The sequence below is a fragment of the Pseudomonas sp. 2024-210 genome (assembly GCF_045062345.1).
In the GTDB taxonomy this organism is placed as follows: domain Bacteria; phylum Pseudomonadota; class Gammaproteobacteria; order Pseudomonadales; family Pseudomonadaceae; genus Aquipseudomonas.
The window spans coordinates 140,854-156,758 of sequence record NZ_JBJGEJ010000007.1; the positions used below are offsets into that span (position 1 = coordinate 140,854).

The 15,905-nt window shown below is 55.2% G+C and carries 12 protein-coding genes; 1 reads left to right on the top strand and 11 read right to left on the bottom strand.

Annotated features, from left to right (window positions below; all coding sequences use genetic code 11):
- Positions 1 to 407: 407 nt before the first annotated feature.
- The 9 genes from sucD to sdhC all read right to left on the bottom strand — a co-directional run bounded on the left by sucD (position 408) and on the right by sdhC (position 11,819).
- The gene (sucD, locus tag ACI7MX_RS12410; protein ID WP_095002114.1) at positions 408 to 1,289 is read right to left on the bottom strand and encodes a succinate--CoA ligase subunit alpha; all 882 of its coding nucleotides are present in this window, start codon (positions 1,287 to 1,289) and stop codon (positions 408 to 410) included.
- The gene (sucC, locus tag ACI7MX_RS12415; protein ID WP_122784531.1) at positions 1,289 to 2,455 is read right to left on the bottom strand and encodes an ADP-forming succinate--CoA ligase subunit beta; all 1,167 of its coding nucleotides are present in this window, start codon (positions 2,453 to 2,455) and stop codon (positions 1,289 to 1,291) included. The genes sucD and sucC overlap by 1 nt, the downstream gene beginning before the upstream one ends.
- A gap of 224 nt (positions 2,456 to 2,679) precedes the next feature.
- A complete protein-coding gene (gene lpdA, locus ACI7MX_RS12420) occupies positions 2,680 to 4,116 on the bottom strand; it encodes a dihydrolipoyl dehydrogenase (protein WP_405587704.1) in 1,437 nt (478 codons plus the stop codon).
- A 105-nt stretch (positions 4,117 to 4,221) separates the two neighbouring features.
- The gene (gene odhB / locus ACI7MX_RS12425; protein ID WP_405587707.1) at positions 4,222 to 5,445 is read right to left on the bottom strand and encodes a 2-oxoglutarate dehydrogenase complex dihydrolipoyllysine-residue succinyltransferase; all 1,224 of its coding nucleotides are present in this window, start codon (positions 5,443 to 5,445) and stop codon (positions 4,222 to 4,224) included.
- Positions 5,446 to 5,483: 38 nt separating this feature from the next.
- A complete protein-coding gene (locus ACI7MX_RS12430) occupies positions 5,484 to 8,315 on the bottom strand; it encodes a 2-oxoglutarate dehydrogenase E1 component (protein WP_405587710.1) in 2,832 nt (943 codons plus the stop codon).
- Between the two features lie 260 nt (positions 8,316 to 8,575).
- A complete protein-coding gene (locus tag ACI7MX_RS12435) occupies positions 8,576 to 9,280 on the bottom strand; it encodes a succinate dehydrogenase iron-sulfur subunit (protein WP_405587713.1) in 705 nt (234 codons plus the stop codon).
- Positions 9,281 to 9,291: 11 nt separating this feature from the next.
- Positions 9,292 to 11,067, bottom strand: a complete 1,776-nt coding sequence (sdhA, locus tag ACI7MX_RS12440; protein ID WP_405587715.1) for a succinate dehydrogenase flavoprotein subunit — start codon at positions 11,065 to 11,067, stop codon at positions 9,292 to 9,294.
- A gap of 3 nt (positions 11,068 to 11,070) precedes the next feature.
- Positions 11,071 to 11,439: a succinate dehydrogenase, hydrophobic membrane anchor protein gene (sdhD, locus tag ACI7MX_RS12445; RefSeq protein ID WP_153377267.1), complete on the bottom strand. Its 369-nt coding sequence runs from the start codon at positions 11,437 to 11,439 to the stop codon at positions 11,071 to 11,073.
- Positions 11,433 to 11,819 carry a succinate dehydrogenase, cytochrome b556 subunit gene (sdhC, locus tag ACI7MX_RS12450; RefSeq protein ID WP_339405114.1) on the bottom strand — a complete coding sequence of 129 codons (387 nt, stop codon included), beginning with the start codon at positions 11,817 to 11,819 and terminating at the stop codon, positions 11,433 to 11,435. Before sdhC ends, sdhD begins: the two co-directional genes overlap by 7 nt.
- A 349-nt stretch (positions 11,820 to 12,168) precedes the next feature.
- Between sdhC and gltA the strand changes: the two genes are divergently transcribed.
- Entirely contained in the window at positions 12,169 to 13,458 is a 1,290-nt protein-coding gene (gene gltA, locus ACI7MX_RS12455) for a citrate synthase (RefSeq protein ID WP_122784526.1), read from the top strand.
- Between the two features lie 354 nt (positions 13,459 to 13,812).
- Here gltA and ACI7MX_RS12460 read toward each other — a convergent pair whose 3' ends face one another.
- Together ACI7MX_RS12460 and ACI7MX_RS12465 are read right to left on the bottom strand one after the other, a co-directional pair.
- Positions 13,813 to 15,471 carry a cation acetate symporter gene (locus tag ACI7MX_RS12460; protein WP_405587720.1) on the bottom strand — a complete coding sequence of 553 codons (1,659 nt, stop codon included), beginning with the start codon at positions 15,469 to 15,471 and terminating at the stop codon, positions 13,813 to 13,815.
- Entirely contained in the window at positions 15,468 to 15,779 is a 312-nt protein-coding gene (locus ACI7MX_RS12465; RefSeq protein ID WP_314482356.1) for a DUF485 domain-containing protein, read from the bottom strand. Before ACI7MX_RS12465 ends, ACI7MX_RS12460 begins: the two co-directional genes overlap by 4 nt.
- Positions 15,780 to 15,905 lie beyond the last annotated feature (126 nt).

Sequence of the window (15,905 nt, forward strand, 5' to 3'; positions counted from 1 at the left end):
TTTCCCGTGCGGATGTGGGAAATGCTGCCAGCCTTAGTAAGACCAACCCGTCTAGCGCGCGGTTTCCTTGTGGGATGCCTACGCAGATTTGGCTGTTAGCCTACCGATTTTTCGTATGAAACGCACTGTTACAGGGCGAACTGTCCGATGAACGCACGCAGTTGTCGCCTTGTTGACATCGAAAATGAAATGGGTGTGATTCCCTTACTTACAAGCTCACTATTTCCTACATTCAAGTACATGGCGCGACATCAAGATTGGAAGACGATACGACCGGTTCACAGCCGTTCGCAGGCTTCGTTCTCCATCGTCGACTACCGGCCTTCAATAAAACGTTAACGTCCAAACGCACAAAGGCCACCCGAAGGTGGCCTTTGTCTGGTGAAGCAGTCAGTTAAGCGCGAGGCTTACTTCATTGCCCAGCCAGTCAGCTCGGACAGAGCCTTGCCGATGTCTGCCAGCGAACGCACGGTTTTAACGCCTGCGTCTTCCAGGGCAGCAAACTTCTCGTCTGCAGTACCCTTGCCGCCAGAGATGATTGCGCCCGCGTGGCCCATGCGCTTGCCTGGAGGGGCAGTCACACCAGCGATGTAGGAAACAACCGGCTTGGTTACGTTTGCCTTGATGTAGGCAGCCGCTTCTTCTTCAGCCGAACCGCCGATCTCACCGATCATGACGATCGCTTCGGTCTTCGGGTCTTCCTGGAACAACTTCAGGATATCGATGAAGTTGGAACCTGGGATTGGGTCACCGCCGATGCCTACACACGTTGACTGGCCGAAACCGGCGTCAGTGGTTTGCTTCACAGCTTCGTAAGTCAGGGTGCCGGAACGCGACACGATGCCTACTTTGCCTGGCAAGTGAATGTGACCTGGCATGATGCCGATCTTGCATTCGCCTGGCGTGATAACGCCCGGGCAGTTAGGGCCGATCAGGGTAACACCCAGTTCGTCGCACTTAACTTTGCAGTCCAGCATGTCCAGGGTAGGAATGCCTTCAGTGATGCACACGATCAGCTTGATGCCGCCGAACGCTGCTTCAAGGATGGAGTCCTTGCAGAAAGGAGCCGGTACATAGATAACGCTGGCAGTTGCGCCAGTCGCTTCTACGGCTTCTTTCACGGTGTTGAAAACAGGCAGGTCCAGGTGAGTGGTGCCGCCTTTGCCCGGAGTAACGCCACCGACCATCTTGGTGCCGTATTCAATGGCTTGCTGGGTGTGGAAGCTGCCCTGCGAGCCAGTGATGCCTTGGCAGATAACTTTGGTGTCTTTATTGATCAGGACGCTCATTACTTGCCCTCCGCAGCTTTAACTACTTGTTGAGCAGCGTCGGTCAAGCTGGTAGCAGCGATGATGTTCAAGCCGCTTTCTGCCAGTACTTTAGCGCCCAGTTCAGCGTTGTTGCCTTCAAGGCGTACAACCACCGGGATTTTTACGCCGACTTCTTTCACGGCGCCAATGATGCCTTCGGCAATCATGTCGCAACGAACGATGCCGCCGAAGATGTTAACCAGCACTGCAGCGACATTGCTGTCGGACAGGATGATTTTGAACGCTTCGGTAACGCGTTCTTTGGTTGCGCCGCCGCCAACGTCAAGGAAGTTGGCTGGCTTGCCGCCATGCAGGTTGACGATGTCCATGGTGCCCATGGCCAGGCCAGCACCGTTGACCATGCAACCGATGTTGCCTTCCAGCGCCACGTAGTTCAGTTCGAACTTGGCAGCGTGCGCTTCGCGCGGATCGTCTTGCGACGGATCGTGGAAAGTTTTCAGCTTAGGCTGACGGTACATGGCGTTTGCATCGATGTTGATTTTGGCATCGAGGCAGTGCAGATCGCCGTCAGTCTTGATAACCAGCGGGTTCACTTCCAGCAGCGCCAGATCGTGATCCTTGAACAGTTTGGCCAGACCTACGAAGATTTTGGCGAACTGAGTAACTTGCTTGCCTTCCAGACCCAACTGGAAAGCCAACTCGCGACCTTGGAATGGCTGAGCGCCAACCAGTGGATCGATCGTTGCTTTCAGAATTTTTTCTGGTGTGTCGTGAGCGATTTTCTCGATGTCCACGCCACCTTCGGTGGAAGCCATGAACACGATACGGCGGCTCGAACGGTCAACAACAGCGCCCAGGTACAGCTCTTTAGCGATATCAGTGCACGATTCAACCAGGATCTTGGTGACCGGCTGACCATTGGCGTCAGTCTGGTAAGTCACCAGACGCTTGCCCAACCATTGTTGTGCGAATGCTTTAGCGTCTTCTTTGCTGCGAACCAGCTTTACGCCGCCCGCTTTACCACGACCACCTGCGTGAACCTGAGCTTTTACAACCCATTCGGTTCCGCCGATCTTGTCGCACGCTTCTGCGGCCGCTTCCGGGGTATCTACTGCATAACCCTTGGATACTGGCAGGCCGTATTCAGCGAACAGCTGCTTACCCTGATACTCGTGAAGATTCATGCTTTTTACCGTCTTCGTTAGGTACTGCGCATTCGGCGCTGCACTTTAATTAGTGCCGCACCACCTGTGACTGCTGCTTGTGCTGTTTTCGACAAGCCGGCACTGCGTGAGCAGCGACGGCCTGGCGCAATTCAGACAAGACTGCGTCCGGCGGAAGTTCCGCGGTGAGGCTTGCAAGCAAGGCTCACGACGGGCAGACCGCCGTGGTTTATTATTGTCTGATCTTAACGTTTCTTACGGTTGGCAATGTGGATGGCGCCGCCATTCACTGCCAGTGCTGCTTCGTGCAAGGCTTCGGACAGGGTTGGATGGGAGAAAACCATCATGCCCAGATCTTCAGCGCTGGTGCCGAATTCCATACCGATCGCGCCCTGCTGTACCAATTCTGCTGCGCTCGGGCCAATCACGTGGACGCCCAGTACGCGGTCAGTTTTGGCATCAGCAATGACTTTAACAAAGCCACCGGTGTCGTTTGCTGCCATGGCACGGCCACTGGCGGCGAACGGGAAGGTGCCGACGTTAACTTCAACGCCTTCAGCTTTCAAGGCCTGTTCGGTTTTCCCGACCCACGCGATCTCCGGGTGAGTGTAAATAACCGATGGAATCAGGTCGTAGTTCATCTCGGTCTTGTGACCTTTGATGCGCTCAACAACCATGATGCCTTCTTCGGAAGCTTTGTGTGCAAGCATCATGCCGCGAACCACGTCACCGATAGCGAAGACGCCCGGTACGCTGGTCGCGCAATGATCGTCAACAAACACGAAACCGCGCTCGTCGATGGTCACACCGCTGTCAGCTGCCAGCAGTTCGGTGGTCACCGGACGGCGACCCACGGCTACGATCAGCTTGTCGAAGGTAATGGTCTGTTCGCCGTTGGCGTCGGTGTAGGTCACCACAACTTCGTCGCCGTTGACCTTGGAACCGGTAACGCGAGCGCCCAGCTTGATGTCCAGACCTTGCTTGGTCAGCGTTTTGTAGGCTTCTTTGGACACAGCAGCGTCAGCCGCCATCAGGAACGTGTCCAGTGCTTCCAGAACAGTGACCTGAGCGCCCAGACGGGACCATACCGAACCCAGTTCCAGACCGATAACGCCAGCGCCGATAACGCCCAGACGCTTAGGTACGGACTGGAATTCCAGTGCGCCGGTCGAATCAACGATTACGTTGTTATCAACAGGAGCCGGCGGAATGTCGATTGGGCGCGAACCGGAAGCCAGAATCACGTTCTCGGCTTCGATGATTTCAACGCTGCCGTCTGGCTTGGTCAGTTCAACACGCTTGCCGGCCAGCAGTTTGCCGTGGCCCTGCAGGGAAGTAACGCCGTTAGCCTTGAACAGGGTCGCAACGCCGGAAGTCAGACCTTTAACGATGTTGGCTTTACGGCCAACCATCGCCGGCACGTCCATGTTCACTTCACCGGTGGTGATGCCGTGGATGGCGAAGGCATCCTTGGCTTCGTGATACTTCCAGGAGCTGTCCAGCAGCGCCTTGGATGGAATGCAACCCACGTTCAGGCAAGTACCGCCCAAGGCCAGTTTGCCTTCCTTGTCGGTGTATTTTTCGATGCATGCAGTCGAAAGGCCCAGTTGAGCGGCCTTGATCGCGGCCACGTAGCCGCCAGGGCCCGCACCAATCACTACAACGTCAAATTTCTGAGACATGAAAATAGATCCTCTATTAGCTACAAGCTGTCAGCTGCAAACTGCAAGCCCAAGCCAAGCTGCTTTATCTCGCAGCTTGTCACTTGAAGCTTGCAGTTGCTTCTATTAGATATCCAGCAGCAGACGTGCCGGGTCTTCCAGCAGGTTTTTGATTGCTACCAGGAAACTTACAGCTTCTTTGCCGTCGATCAAGCGGTGATCGTAAGACAGAGCCAAATACATCATCGGACGAATCACAACCTGACCGTTGATTGCCATTGGACGCTGAAGGATGTTGTGCATGCCCAAGATAGCGGCTTGCGGCGGGTTGACGATCGGAGTCGACATCATCGAACCGAAAGTACCACCGTTGGTGATGGTGAATGTGCCACCGGTCATTTCGTCGATGGACAGTTTGCCGTCACGGGCTTTTTTACCGTAAGCAGCAATACCGCCTTCGATTTCAGCCAGGCTCATCAGTTCGGCGTTACGCAGAACCGGAACCACCAGACCACGGTCGCTGGAAACAGCAACACCGATATCGGCGTAGCCGTGGTAAACGATGTCGGAGCCGTCGATCGAAGCGTTAACAGCCGGGAAGCGTTTCAGCGCTTCGGTCGCTGCTTTCACGAAGAACGACATGAAGCCCAGACGTACGCCGTTGTGGGACTTCTCGAACAGGTCCTTGTACTTCGAACGCAGTGCCATGATTTCAGTCATGTCGACTTCGTTGAAGGTGGTCAGCATCGCCATGTTCGACTGAGCTTCAACCAGACGCTTGGCTACGGTGGCGCGAACGCGAGTCATCGGAACGCGTTTTTCTACGCGATCACCCGCAGCGAAGACCGGTGCAGCAGCGACAGGTGCAGCAGGCTTGGCCGGAGCAGCAGCCGGAGCGGCTTTCTTGGCAGCCACAGCAGCTACTACGTCTTCCTTGGTCACACGACCGCCTTTGCCAGTGCCGGCAACGGAAGCGATGTTGATGCCGTTTTCTTCAGCGATCTTGCGAGCGGCCGGAGCAGCAATCGGGTCGTCTTCGCCATCAGCAGCCGGGGCAGCCGCTTGAGCAGCCGGTGCAGCAGCGGCGGCCGGGGCGGCAGCAGCAGCAGCGCCACCTTCAACGATGGAACCCAACACTTCGTCGGACAGAACGGTGTCGCCTTCGTTCTTGACGATAGCGCCCAGCACGCCATCCGCTGTTGCCAGCACTTCCAGCACAACTTTGTCGGTTTCGATGTCAACGATCAGGTCATCACGCTTTACAGCGTCGCCCGGTTGTTTGTGCCAAGTGGCAACGGTGCCATCGGCAACCGATTCCGGAAAAGTAGGGGCTTTAATCTCGATAGCCATGTTCGTGGTTCCTTAAATTCGGTTTCAGTGCGAAGGCGTTAAACAGTAAACGCGTCTTGCAACAGTTTTGCCTGTTGCTCAGCGTGCATCGATGCATAACCACAAGCAGGTGCAGCAGAAGCATCACGGCCCGCGTACTCAAGTACGAGAGATTTATCGTGACTACCAATGATGCGACGCATGTGATGCTGGCTGCAGTACCAGGCACCCTGGTTCATCGGCTCTTCCTGACACCAAACAATGTGTTTGAGGTTTTTGTACGGAGCCAGGACTTCAATCAAGTCGTCCTCAGGGAACGGGTACAGCTGCTCAAGACGCACGATGGCGATGTCTTCACGACCTTCGGCACGGCGTTTTTCCAACAGGTCATAGTAGACCTTGCCGCTACACAGCACGATGCGATCGACCTTGGCCGGATCTTGTGCATCGATTTCTGGAATAACGGTCTGGAACGAACCTTCGGCCAGATCTTCCAGGGTCGAAACGGCGAGCTTGTGACGCAACAACGACTTCGGTGTCAGGACGATCAGCGGCTTGCGCAGCGGACGGATGACCTGACGGCGCAGCAGGTGATAGATCTGCGCTGGAGTAGTCGGTACGCACACCTGAATGTTGTGCTCGGCGCACAATTGCAGGTAACGCTCAAGACGTGCAGAGGAGTGCTCTGGGCCCTGACCTTCGTAGCCGTGTGGCAACAGCATGGTCAGACCGCACAGACGGCCCCACTTGTGTTCGCCGCTGGTGATGAACTGGTCGATAACAACCTGAGCACCGTTGGCGAAGTCACCGAACTGGGCTTCCCAGATCACCAGGCCGTTAGGCGTGGTGGTGGAGTAACCGTATTCGAAGGCCAGAACCGCTTCTTCGGACAACAGCGAGTCGTACAGGTCAAAGCGAGGCTGACCTTCGTACAGGTGCTGCAGCGGAATGTAGGTACTGGCATCTTTCTGGTTGTGCAACACGGCGTGACGGTGCGAGAACGTACCGCGGCCGATGTCTTGACCGGTCATGCGAATCGGGTGACCTTCGAACGCCAGGGTCGCGTATGCCATGGTTTCGGCATAACCCCAGTTGATCGGCAGGCCGCCGGCTTGCATTTTTTGACGGTCTTCGTAGATCTTCGCAACCTGACGCTGAACCACGAAGCCTTCTGGAATTTCCAGCAGCTTGGCCGACAGTTCTTGCAGGGTTTTCAGATCGAAGCTCGTGTCGTGACGCGCAGTCCAGGCGTGACCCAGGTACGGACGCCAGTCAACGAACAGCTCTTTGTTCGGCTCCTTGACCAGACTTTTCACAACATGCAGACCGTTGTCCAGCGCGTTGCGGTATTCGTCGATCTTGGCCTGAACGCGATCTGCGTCAACCACGTTTTCTTGTGTCAGACGCTCGGCATACAGCTCACGCGTGGTGCGCTGTTTGGCGATTTGCTGATACATCAACGGCTGAGTACCGTTTGGCTCGTCGGCCTCGTTGTGACCGCGACGGCGGTAGCAGAACAGGTCGATCACGACGTCACGCTTGAACTGCATGCGGTAGTCGATAGCCAACTGGGTCACGAACAATACGGCTTCCGGATCATCACCATTAACATGGAGGATCGGCGCCTGAATCATTTTCGCGACGTCAGTGCAGTACTCGGTCGAACGGGAGTCTTCCGGGTTGCTGATGGTGAATCCCACCTGGTTGTTGATCACCAAGTGAACAGTACCGCCCGTCTTGAAGCCGCGTGTTTGCGACATCTGGAAGGTTTCCATGACCACACCCTGACCTGCGAAAGCAGCATCACCGTGAATGGAAATAGGCAGCACTTTTTCGCCAGTCTTGTCATTACGACGGTCTTGACGTGCACGAACAGACCCTTCAACCACTGGAGAAACGATTTCCAGGTGGGACGGGTTAAACGCCATTGCCAGGTGGACTTCGCCGCCCGAGGTCATGACGTTGGAGGAGAAGCCCTGGTGATACTTAACGTCACCGGAACCCAACTCGATCTTCTTCTTGCCTTCGAACTCGTCGAACAACTCGCGCGGGTTTTTGCCGAAGGTGTTCACCAATACGTTCAGACGACCACGGTGGGCCATGCCGATAACGATTTCTTTGGTGCCGTAGTTGCCCGAACGCTGAATCAGCTCGTCCAGCAAAGGAATCAGGCTCTCACCGCCTTCCAGGCCGAAACGCTTGGTGCCCGGGTATTTGGTACCCAGGTACTTCTCAAGACCTTCAGCCGCTGTAACACGCTCAAGCAGATGGCTTTTGACTTCAGCCGAATACGTTGGACGGCCGCGTACGCTTTCGAGGCGCTGTTCAAACCAGTGGCGCTGCTCGGAATCGACGATGTGCGTGAACTCGGCGCCGATGGTGCGGCAATATGTCTGCTGCAACGCGTCGAGAATTTCGCGTAGGCTCGCTTCCTCTTTGCCGATGTACAGGTCGCCGGCACGGAAGGTCGTATCAAGATCGGCATTGGTCAAGCCGTAATGATTGATTGACAGGTCTGCAGGTGCAGGACGTTGCCACAGCCCCAGCGGATCAAGCTGGGCTGCCTGGTGGCCGCGCATCCGATAGGCCTGGATCAATCGCAGCACTTCAACCTGCTTCTTCTCGTGCTCACTGCTCACGCTCCCGGCAGAAACCGGTTGGGCGCGGCGCTGGTTCTTTGCCAGCAGCACGAAATGATCGCGGATTGTGGAGTGCGAAACATCGTTGGCAGAGTTCCCTTCAGTAGGCAACGTCTGAAATTTGGTGCGCCATTCTTCTGGCACAGCGTTAGGGTCGTGCAGGTAGAGCTCATAGAGCTCTTCCACATAGGCAGCGTTACCACCTGAAAGATAGCCGCTGTTCCACATGCGCTGCATCACGCTTTCTTGCATGCTTGGTCACCCTCGGTTAGGGGACACCATCGGCGAAAACACCAGAGCACACTTGAGAAAGTCCGAATACAGCGACTAAAACAAGCCACTTAGGATCACGCTGATAGTCCGGGTACCAGCCCGGATGCCCCTGCTGGTCTCATTTCTTCAAAATAAGAGCCGCAGCTTTATGAGCTGTTGCTCAGGTTATAACTACGGCGCCGGTTGAAGCCTGCGCCGTAGCATCTACGGTTACAGCGATCTACGGTACAGCTTGTGCATCAAACGCCGCTATGCAGCAGCATGCTACGCACGTGACCGATGGCCTTAGTCGGGTTCAGGCCCTTCGGACACACGTTTACGCAGTTCATGATCCCGCGGCAGCGGAATACGCTGAACGGGTCATCCAGTGAAGCCAGACGCTCATTGGTCTTGGTGTCACGGCTGTCAGCCAAGAAACGATAGGCTTGCAGCAGTGCAGCAGGGCCCAGGAACTTGTCTGGGTTCCACCAGAAGGACGGGCACGACGTCGAGCAGCAAGCGCACAAGATGCACTCGTACAGACCGTCGAGCTTTTCACGCTCTTCTGGCGATTGCAGACGCTCGATGGCCGGGGCCGGCGTATCGTTCTGCAGGAACGGCTTCACCTTCTCGTATTGCTTGTAGAAGATGCTCATGTCGACAACCAGGTCACGGATAACCGGCAAACCTGGCAGAGGACGAACGATCAACTTGTTACCTTTTACGACAGCAGACAGCGGCGTGACACAGGCCAGGCCGTTTTTGCCGTTGATGTTCATGCCGTCGGAGCCGCAAACGCCCTCACGGCAAGAGCGACGATAGGAGAAACCCTCGTCCTGCTCTTTGATCAGGGCCAGCACGTCCAGCACCATCAAGTCTTTACCGTTGGTATTGACCTGGAATTCCTGCATGAACGGTGCGGCGTCCTGATCCGGGTTGTAGCGATAAACACTGACTTTCAACATATCGGCCACCCTTAGTAAGTCCGAATCATTGGCTGGAAGGTCGGAACGGTTTTCGGCGAGAAGTTCACCGCACGCTTGGCGACGCGCTTGTCACCCGGGAAGTACAGGGTGTGGCACAGCCAGTTAACGTCGTCACGATCTTCGAAGTCTTCACGGGCGTGAGCACCGCGCGATTCTTTACGGGTTTCAGCAGCGATTGCAGTCGCTTCAGCCACTTCGAGCAGGTTTTGCAGCTCAAGGGCTTCGATACGGGCCGTATTGAAAGCCTGGCTCTTATCGTTGATTTTCACATTGGCGATACGCTTGCGCAGATCAGCCAACTGAGCGATGCCCTTCTGCATGTATTCGCCAGTACGGAATACACCGAAGTAGTTCTGCATGCAGCTTTGCAGCTCTTTACGCAGGGTCGCAACGTCTTCGCCATCAGTGCGCGAGTTCAGGCCATCCAGACGCGCCAGGGCAGCATCGATGTCAGATTGACGTGGACGGGCGTAATCAACGCCTTCTTTAAGTGTTTGCTCAAGGAACAGACCAGCAGCACGACCGAATACCACCAGGTCGAGCAACGAGTTGCCGCCCAGACGGTTGGCACCGTGTACGGATACGCACGCCACTTCACCCACTGCGAACAGGCCAGGGATGATTTGGTCAACGCCTTCGGCGTCTTGAGTGATCGCCTGACCATGAATGTTGGTGGCAACGCCGCCCATCATATAGTGGCAAGTTGGCACGACCGGGATCGGCGCCAGAGCAGGATCGACGTGAGCGAAGGTTTTGGACAGCTCCATGATGCCTGGCAGACGGCTGTGCAGAACTTCTTCACCGAGGTGATCAAGCTTGAGCATTACGTGGTCGCCATCTGGACCGCAACCGTTGCCCGCGATGATTTCTTTAACCATCGAGCGAGCGACAACGTCACGTCCAGCCAGGTCTTTAGCGTTCGGAGCGTAACGCTCCATGAAACGCTCGCCGTGCTTGTTGATCAGGTATCCACCTTCACCACGGCAACCTTCTGTAACCAGTACACCGGCACCGGCGATACCGGTTGGGTGGAACTGCCACATTTCGATGTCTTGTACCGGAACGCCTGCACGCAGCGCCATGCCAATACCGTCACCGGTGTTGATCAGGGCGTTGGTTGTAGAGGAGTAGATACGACCTGCGCCGCCAGTCGCCAGAACGGTGGCGTTAGCGCGAACGTAGGAAGTCTCACCCGTCTCAATGCAGATGACGATCATGCCGACAAAGGCGCCGTCTTCGTTCTTGACCAGATCGACACCGTAGTATTCGTTAAGGAATACAGTGCCGGCTTTCAGGTTGGCCTGATACAGGGTGTGCAGCAGTGCGTGACCGGTACGGTCGGCTGCGGCGCATGTACGGGCAGCCTGACCACCTTTACCGAAGTCTTTGGACTGACCACCGAAAGGACGCTGATAAATACGGCCCTGTTCGGTACGGGAGAACGGCAAGCCCATGTGTTCGAGTTCGAACACGGCTTCCGGGCCTACGGAACACATGTATTCGATAGCGTCCTGGTCACCGATGTAGTCGGAACCCTTGACGGTATCGTACATGTGCCAGCGCCAGTCATCGTTCGGATCTGCAGACGCGATGGCGCAGGTGATGCCACCCTGAGCCGATACGGTGTGCGAACGGGTCGGGAAAACCTTGGTGATTACGGCAGTCTTGTGACCGCCCTGTGCCAGTTGCAAAGCTGCGCGCATACCAGCACCGCCGCCGCCAATGATGATGGCGTCGAACGAAAGTGTATTAACTGTGTTAGCCATGACTCAGATACCCCAAAGAATCTGCACACCCCAGACGAAGTAAGCGAACATTGCAACGCCGCAGACTGCCTGAAAGAGGAAACGTACTGCTGTCGCGGACTTGCCCAGCGCCATCGGCGTCAGGTAGTCGGTCGCGATGGTCCACATGCCGACCCAGGCGTGAGCGCCCAGTGCAACAAGGGCCAGCAGGCTGAAGATGCGCATCCAGTTGCTTGCGAACAGGTCATGCCATTGGGCGTAGCCAATGCCTGGGTTCGCAACGAGGTACCCGATCAGGAAGATGAAATAAGCCGCTAGAACAACCGCAGACACACGTTGTGCCATCCAGTCATAGAGGCCCGAACGCGACAGGTTCGTAACGCTGGTTACCATATCCAAACTCCCGCCAGAACAATCATCACTACAGAAATGACGATTACGATTTTCGAGCCCAGCTTGCCGCCTTCCAGCGTCTCACCAATGCCCATGTCCATAATCAAGTGGCGCACACCGGCAACCAGGTGATACAGCAAGGCAGAGAGCAGGCCCCACGCTACGAACTTGGCCAGTGGACTGGTCAAGCATGCCTTCACCTCGGCAAAACCTTCTTCGGAACCCAGGGATTTGCTCAATGCGTAAAGCATGAAGCCCAGGCCGAGAAAAAGAATGATGCCCGAAACACGGTGCAGAAATGACGTAACGCCGGTGATCGGGAGTTTGATGGTCCTTAGGTCTAGGTTTACAGGTCGTTGGCTATTCACGGCTTTTTTCACACTGAAGAGCCCCTAACTATCAGGGCAAGTTTGTTGGGATGCGCACTGGTCAGGTACCCACCACCCGGGAGTGACGACCCCCATCTAAACAGGCCCAAAAGCCTCTGGCGGTCGGCTGCCGAGTATAGACAGTTAGGTTACTAATGACAACGCAATCACCTCCCTCTAATAGCGCATTGCGCTGGCTCGATAAAAGGCGTAAACGGCGCTGATCATCTTAAAAAAAGACATTCCAAAGCCTTGTACAGCAAGACTTTAGGCAAATTGACATTCGAATTTATCTATCTATAGTGGTGCGGGCCCTGCGTGGGGGGCAGTCTGATGATTTCAAGCATAAATAGGAGGCCACATGGCTGACAAAAAAGCGCAGTTGATCATCGAGGGCGCAGCCCCCGTCGAGCTGCCCATTTTAACTGGCACCGTGGGTCCCGATGTAATCGATGTGCGAGGCCTGACGGCCACGGGCCGATTCACATTTGACCCTGGCTTCATGTCGACCGCGTCTTGCGAGTCGAAGATCACCTATATTGATGGTGACAACGGTATCCTGCTGCACCGCGGCTACCCGATCGAACAGCTGGCTGAACACTCTGACTACCTTGAAACTGCCTACCTGCTGCTGAACGGCGAATTGCCGACCGCAGAACAGAAAGCGCAGTTTGTCAGCACCGTGAAGAACCACACCATGGTTCACGAGCAGTTGAAGACCTTCTTCAACGGCTTCCGTCGTGACGCCCACCCGATGGCGGTCATGTGCGGTGTAGTCGGCGCCCTTTCGGCCTTCTACCACGACTCCCTTGACATCAATAACCCGCAGCATCGCGAAATCTCTGCGGTGCGTCTGGTTGCCAAGATGCCAACCCTGGCAGCGATGGTTTACAAGTACTCCATGGGGCAACCCATGATGTACCCGCGTAATGACCTGAGCTACGCCGAAAACTTCCTGCACATGATGTTCAACACGCCGTGCGAGATCAAACCGATCAGCCCGGTACTGGCCAAGGCAATGGATAAGATCTTTATCCTGCACGCTGACCATGAACAGAATGCGTCGACCTCTACCGTACGCCTGGCAGGTTCTTCGGGGGCCAACCCGTTTGCCTGTATTGCTGCCGGTATTGCCGCACTGTGGGGCCCTGCTCACGGCGGCGCCAACGAAGCCGTGCTGACCATGCTCGACGAAATTGGCGATGTGTCCAACATCGACAAATTCATCGCCAAGGCCAAGGACAAGAACGATCCGTTCAAACTGATGGGCTTCGGTCATCGCGTATACAAAAACCGCGACCCGCGCGCCACCGTCATGAAGAAGACCTGCGACGAAGTGCTAAAAGAGCTGGGGATCAAAAACGATCCGCAACTCGAACTGGCCATGCGTCTGGAAGAGATCGCTCTGACCGACCCGTACTTCATCGAGCGTTCGCTGTACCCGAACGTCGACTTCTACTCGGGGATCATCCTCAAGGCGATCGGCATTCCAACCAGCATGTTCACCGTGATCTTCGCCCTGTCGCGTACAGTCGGCTGGATCTCGCACTGGAAAGAAATGCTCTCCAGCCCTTACAAAATTGGCCGTCCACGCCAGCTGTACACCGGCTACGAGCAGCGTGACCTGACCAAGCTTGAAGACCGCAAGTAAGACCTGTCATGCCACGATAGTGTCTTAGCTGCACCGAATACGGCCTCTATCTAATAGAGGCCGTATTTTTTTGCGCCCACAAAAACCAAAACCCATTCCTAGCAGTTGCCTAGCCTGCGTCCGATGGCGAATTCATCGTAAATGCCAAGCGAGGTTGAATTGACACACCGCAGTCCATGACTTTGCGACTGCCATGCAGTCGTACGTAGCCTCGCAAGCTCGACAACTGCTACGGGATTTGTGCGTGCCGCAGATGTCGGGGCCAATAAAAAATCCCCCTGCCTCACGACAGGGGGATCTGATTACACAGACTGCTTCAACCTTGCAGCTTGCAGCTGAAAACTTGCTGCTGCCTTAATGATCCACCGCCCCGCTCGCCCCCAGTCCCGTTTGTGAACGCACGAACTGCGGGAAGAACAGCGCACGCTCTTTCTCCGCTGACTTGGATTTGTCAGTAATAGAGAAGAACCAGATACCCACGAACGCAATGACCATGGAGAACAACGCCGGGTATTCGTAAGGGAAGATAGCCTTTTCATGATGCAGGATCTGCACCCAGATGGTTGGACCCAGAATCATCAAGCCAACCGCACTGATCAACCCCAGCCAGCCACCAATCATGGCACCACGCGTGGTCAGGTTCTTCCAGTACATGGAAAGCAGCAGGACCGGGAAGTTACAGCTCGCCGCGATCGAGAATGCCAGACCCACCATAAACGCAATGTTTTGGCTTTCAAACAGGATGCCCAGGCCAATCGCCAGCACGCCCAACGCAATAGTGGTGATCTTCGAGACACGAATTTCATCCTTATCGTTGGTTTTGCCTTTCTTGATAACACTGGCATACAGGTCGTGGGACACCGCCGAAGCACCGGCCAGCGTCAGACCGGCAACGACCGCCAGAATCGTTGCAAAGGCTACTGCGGAAATAAAGCCCAGGAAGATACTGCCGCCCACCGCATCAGCCAAGTGCACGGCCGCCATGTTATTGCCACCCAGCAAAGCCCCTACCGCGTCTTTGAACGCAGGGTTGGTGCTCACCAGAATGATTGCGCCGAAACCGATGATGAAGGTCAAAATATAGAAGTAACCAATAAAGCCGGTCGCGTAAAACACACTTTTACGGGCTTCTTTGGCATCACTTACAGTGAAGAAGCGCATCAGGATATGCGGCAAGCCTGCCGTACCGAACATCAGCGCCAGACCCAGCGAGAAGGCCGAAATCGGATCCTTCACCAAACCACCCGGGCTCATGATCGCTTCACCTTTAGGGTGAATCTTGACCGCTTCGGCAAACAGCGCATTGAAGTCAAAGTTGACGTGCTTCATGACCATTACAGCCATAAACGTAGCACCTGACAGCAACAGTACCGCCTTGATGATCTGCACCCACGTGGTTGCCAGCATGCCGCCGAACAACACATACAAGCACATCAGGATGCCTACCAGGATGACCGCAACGTGGTAATCCAGACCAAACAGCAATTGAATGAGCTTACCGGCCCCCACCATCTGCGCGATCAGATAAAACGCCACCACCACCAGCGAGCCGCAGGCAGACAGCGAGCGAATCTGAGTTTGGCCCAGGCGGTACGAGGCGACATCGGCAAAGGTGTACTTGCCCAGGTTACGCAAACGCTCTGCGATCAAAAACAGAATGATGGGCCAGCCCACCAGAAAGCCGATCGAGTAGATCAGGCCATCGTAGCCAGAGGTGTAAACCAGCGCGGAAATACCCAGGAAAGACGCAGCGGACATATAGTCACCCGCAATCGCCAACCCATTCTGAAAGCCTGTGATCTTGCCACCGGCCGCATAGTAGTCCGCCGCTGATTTATTACGTTTGGAGGCCCAGTACGTAATACAGAGCGTTGCCCCTACAAACACAACGAACATGATAATTGCAGCGACGTTCAAGGGTTGCTTTTGCACTTCCCCGGTCAGGGCGTCAGCCGCCAAAACAGCAGGAGCAAAGGCTGCAGTGCCCAGTATTGCCAGTAGACGCCTGATCATTGCCCTGCCTCCTTGAGAATTGCATTGTTCAGGTCGTCAAACTCGCCATTGGCCCGCTTTACATAGATACCCGTCAGGATAAAAGCCGAAAGAATCAGCCCCACGCCTATCGGAATACCCCAGGTGATTGACGAATCAGGGCTTAACTTGGCCCCCATGATGTGTGACCCATAAGCAATTAACAGGATGAAAGCAACATATAAGCCGAGCATGATTGCCGAAAGAATCCAGGCAAATCGTTCTCTTTTTTTGACCAGCTCCTTGAATCGGGGGCTGTTTTGAATCGTGAGGTAAATGCTGTCGTTCATTATTTTTGTCCTCGCAGCACAGATGAGATGTAACGTTTTCACTATTGGCGGGCTTCAAAATCAACACCAGACGACTTTAGTAGTAGAGCTCAGAATTTCGCTACAGCCCTTGTATTCTCTAGCCCG

What these genes read in the sequence shown, in the direction of transcription:
- ACI7MX_RS12430 (WP_405587710.1), bottom strand. Translation starts at nt 8,315, where the DNA reads ATGCAAGAAAGCGTGATGCAGCGCATGTGGAACAGCGGCTATCTTTCA.
- odhB (WP_405587707.1), bottom strand. Translation starts at nt 5,445, where the DNA reads ATGGCTATCGAGATTAAAGCCCCTACTTTTCCGGAATCGGTTGCCGAT.
- ACI7MX_RS12435 (WP_405587713.1), bottom strand. Translation starts at nt 9,280, where the DNA reads ATGTTGAAAGTCAGTGTTTATCGCTACAACCCGGATCAGGACGCCGCA.
- sdhA (WP_405587715.1), bottom strand. Translation starts at nt 11,067, where the DNA reads ATGGCTAACACAGTTAATACACTTTCGTTCGACGCCATCATCATTGGC.
- ACI7MX_RS12460 (WP_405587720.1), bottom strand. Translation starts at nt 15,471, where the DNA reads ATGATCAGGCGTCTACTGGCAATACTGGGCACTGCAGCCTTTGCTCCT.
- sucD (WP_095002114.1), bottom strand. Translation starts at nt 1,289, where the DNA reads ATGAGCGTCCTGATCAATAAAGACACCAAAGTTATCTGCCAAGGCATC.
- sdhD (WP_153377267.1), bottom strand. Translation starts at nt 11,439, where the DNA reads ATGGTAACCAGCGTTACGAACCTGTCGCGTTCGGGCCTCTATGACTGG.
- sucC (WP_122784531.1), bottom strand. Translation starts at nt 2,455, where the DNA reads ATGAATCTTCACGAGTATCAGGGTAAGCAGCTGTTCGCTGAATACGGC.
- ACI7MX_RS12465 (WP_314482356.1), bottom strand. Translation starts at nt 15,779, where the DNA reads ATGAACGACAGCATTTACCTCACGATTCAAAACAGCCCCCGATTCAAG.
- gltA (WP_122784526.1), top strand. Translation starts at nt 12,169, where the DNA reads ATGGCTGACAAAAAAGCGCAGTTGATCATCGAGGGCGCAGCCCCCGTC.
- lpdA (WP_405587704.1), bottom strand. Translation starts at nt 4,116, where the DNA reads ATGTCTCAGAAATTTGACGTTGTAGTGATTGGTGCGGGCCCTGGCGGC.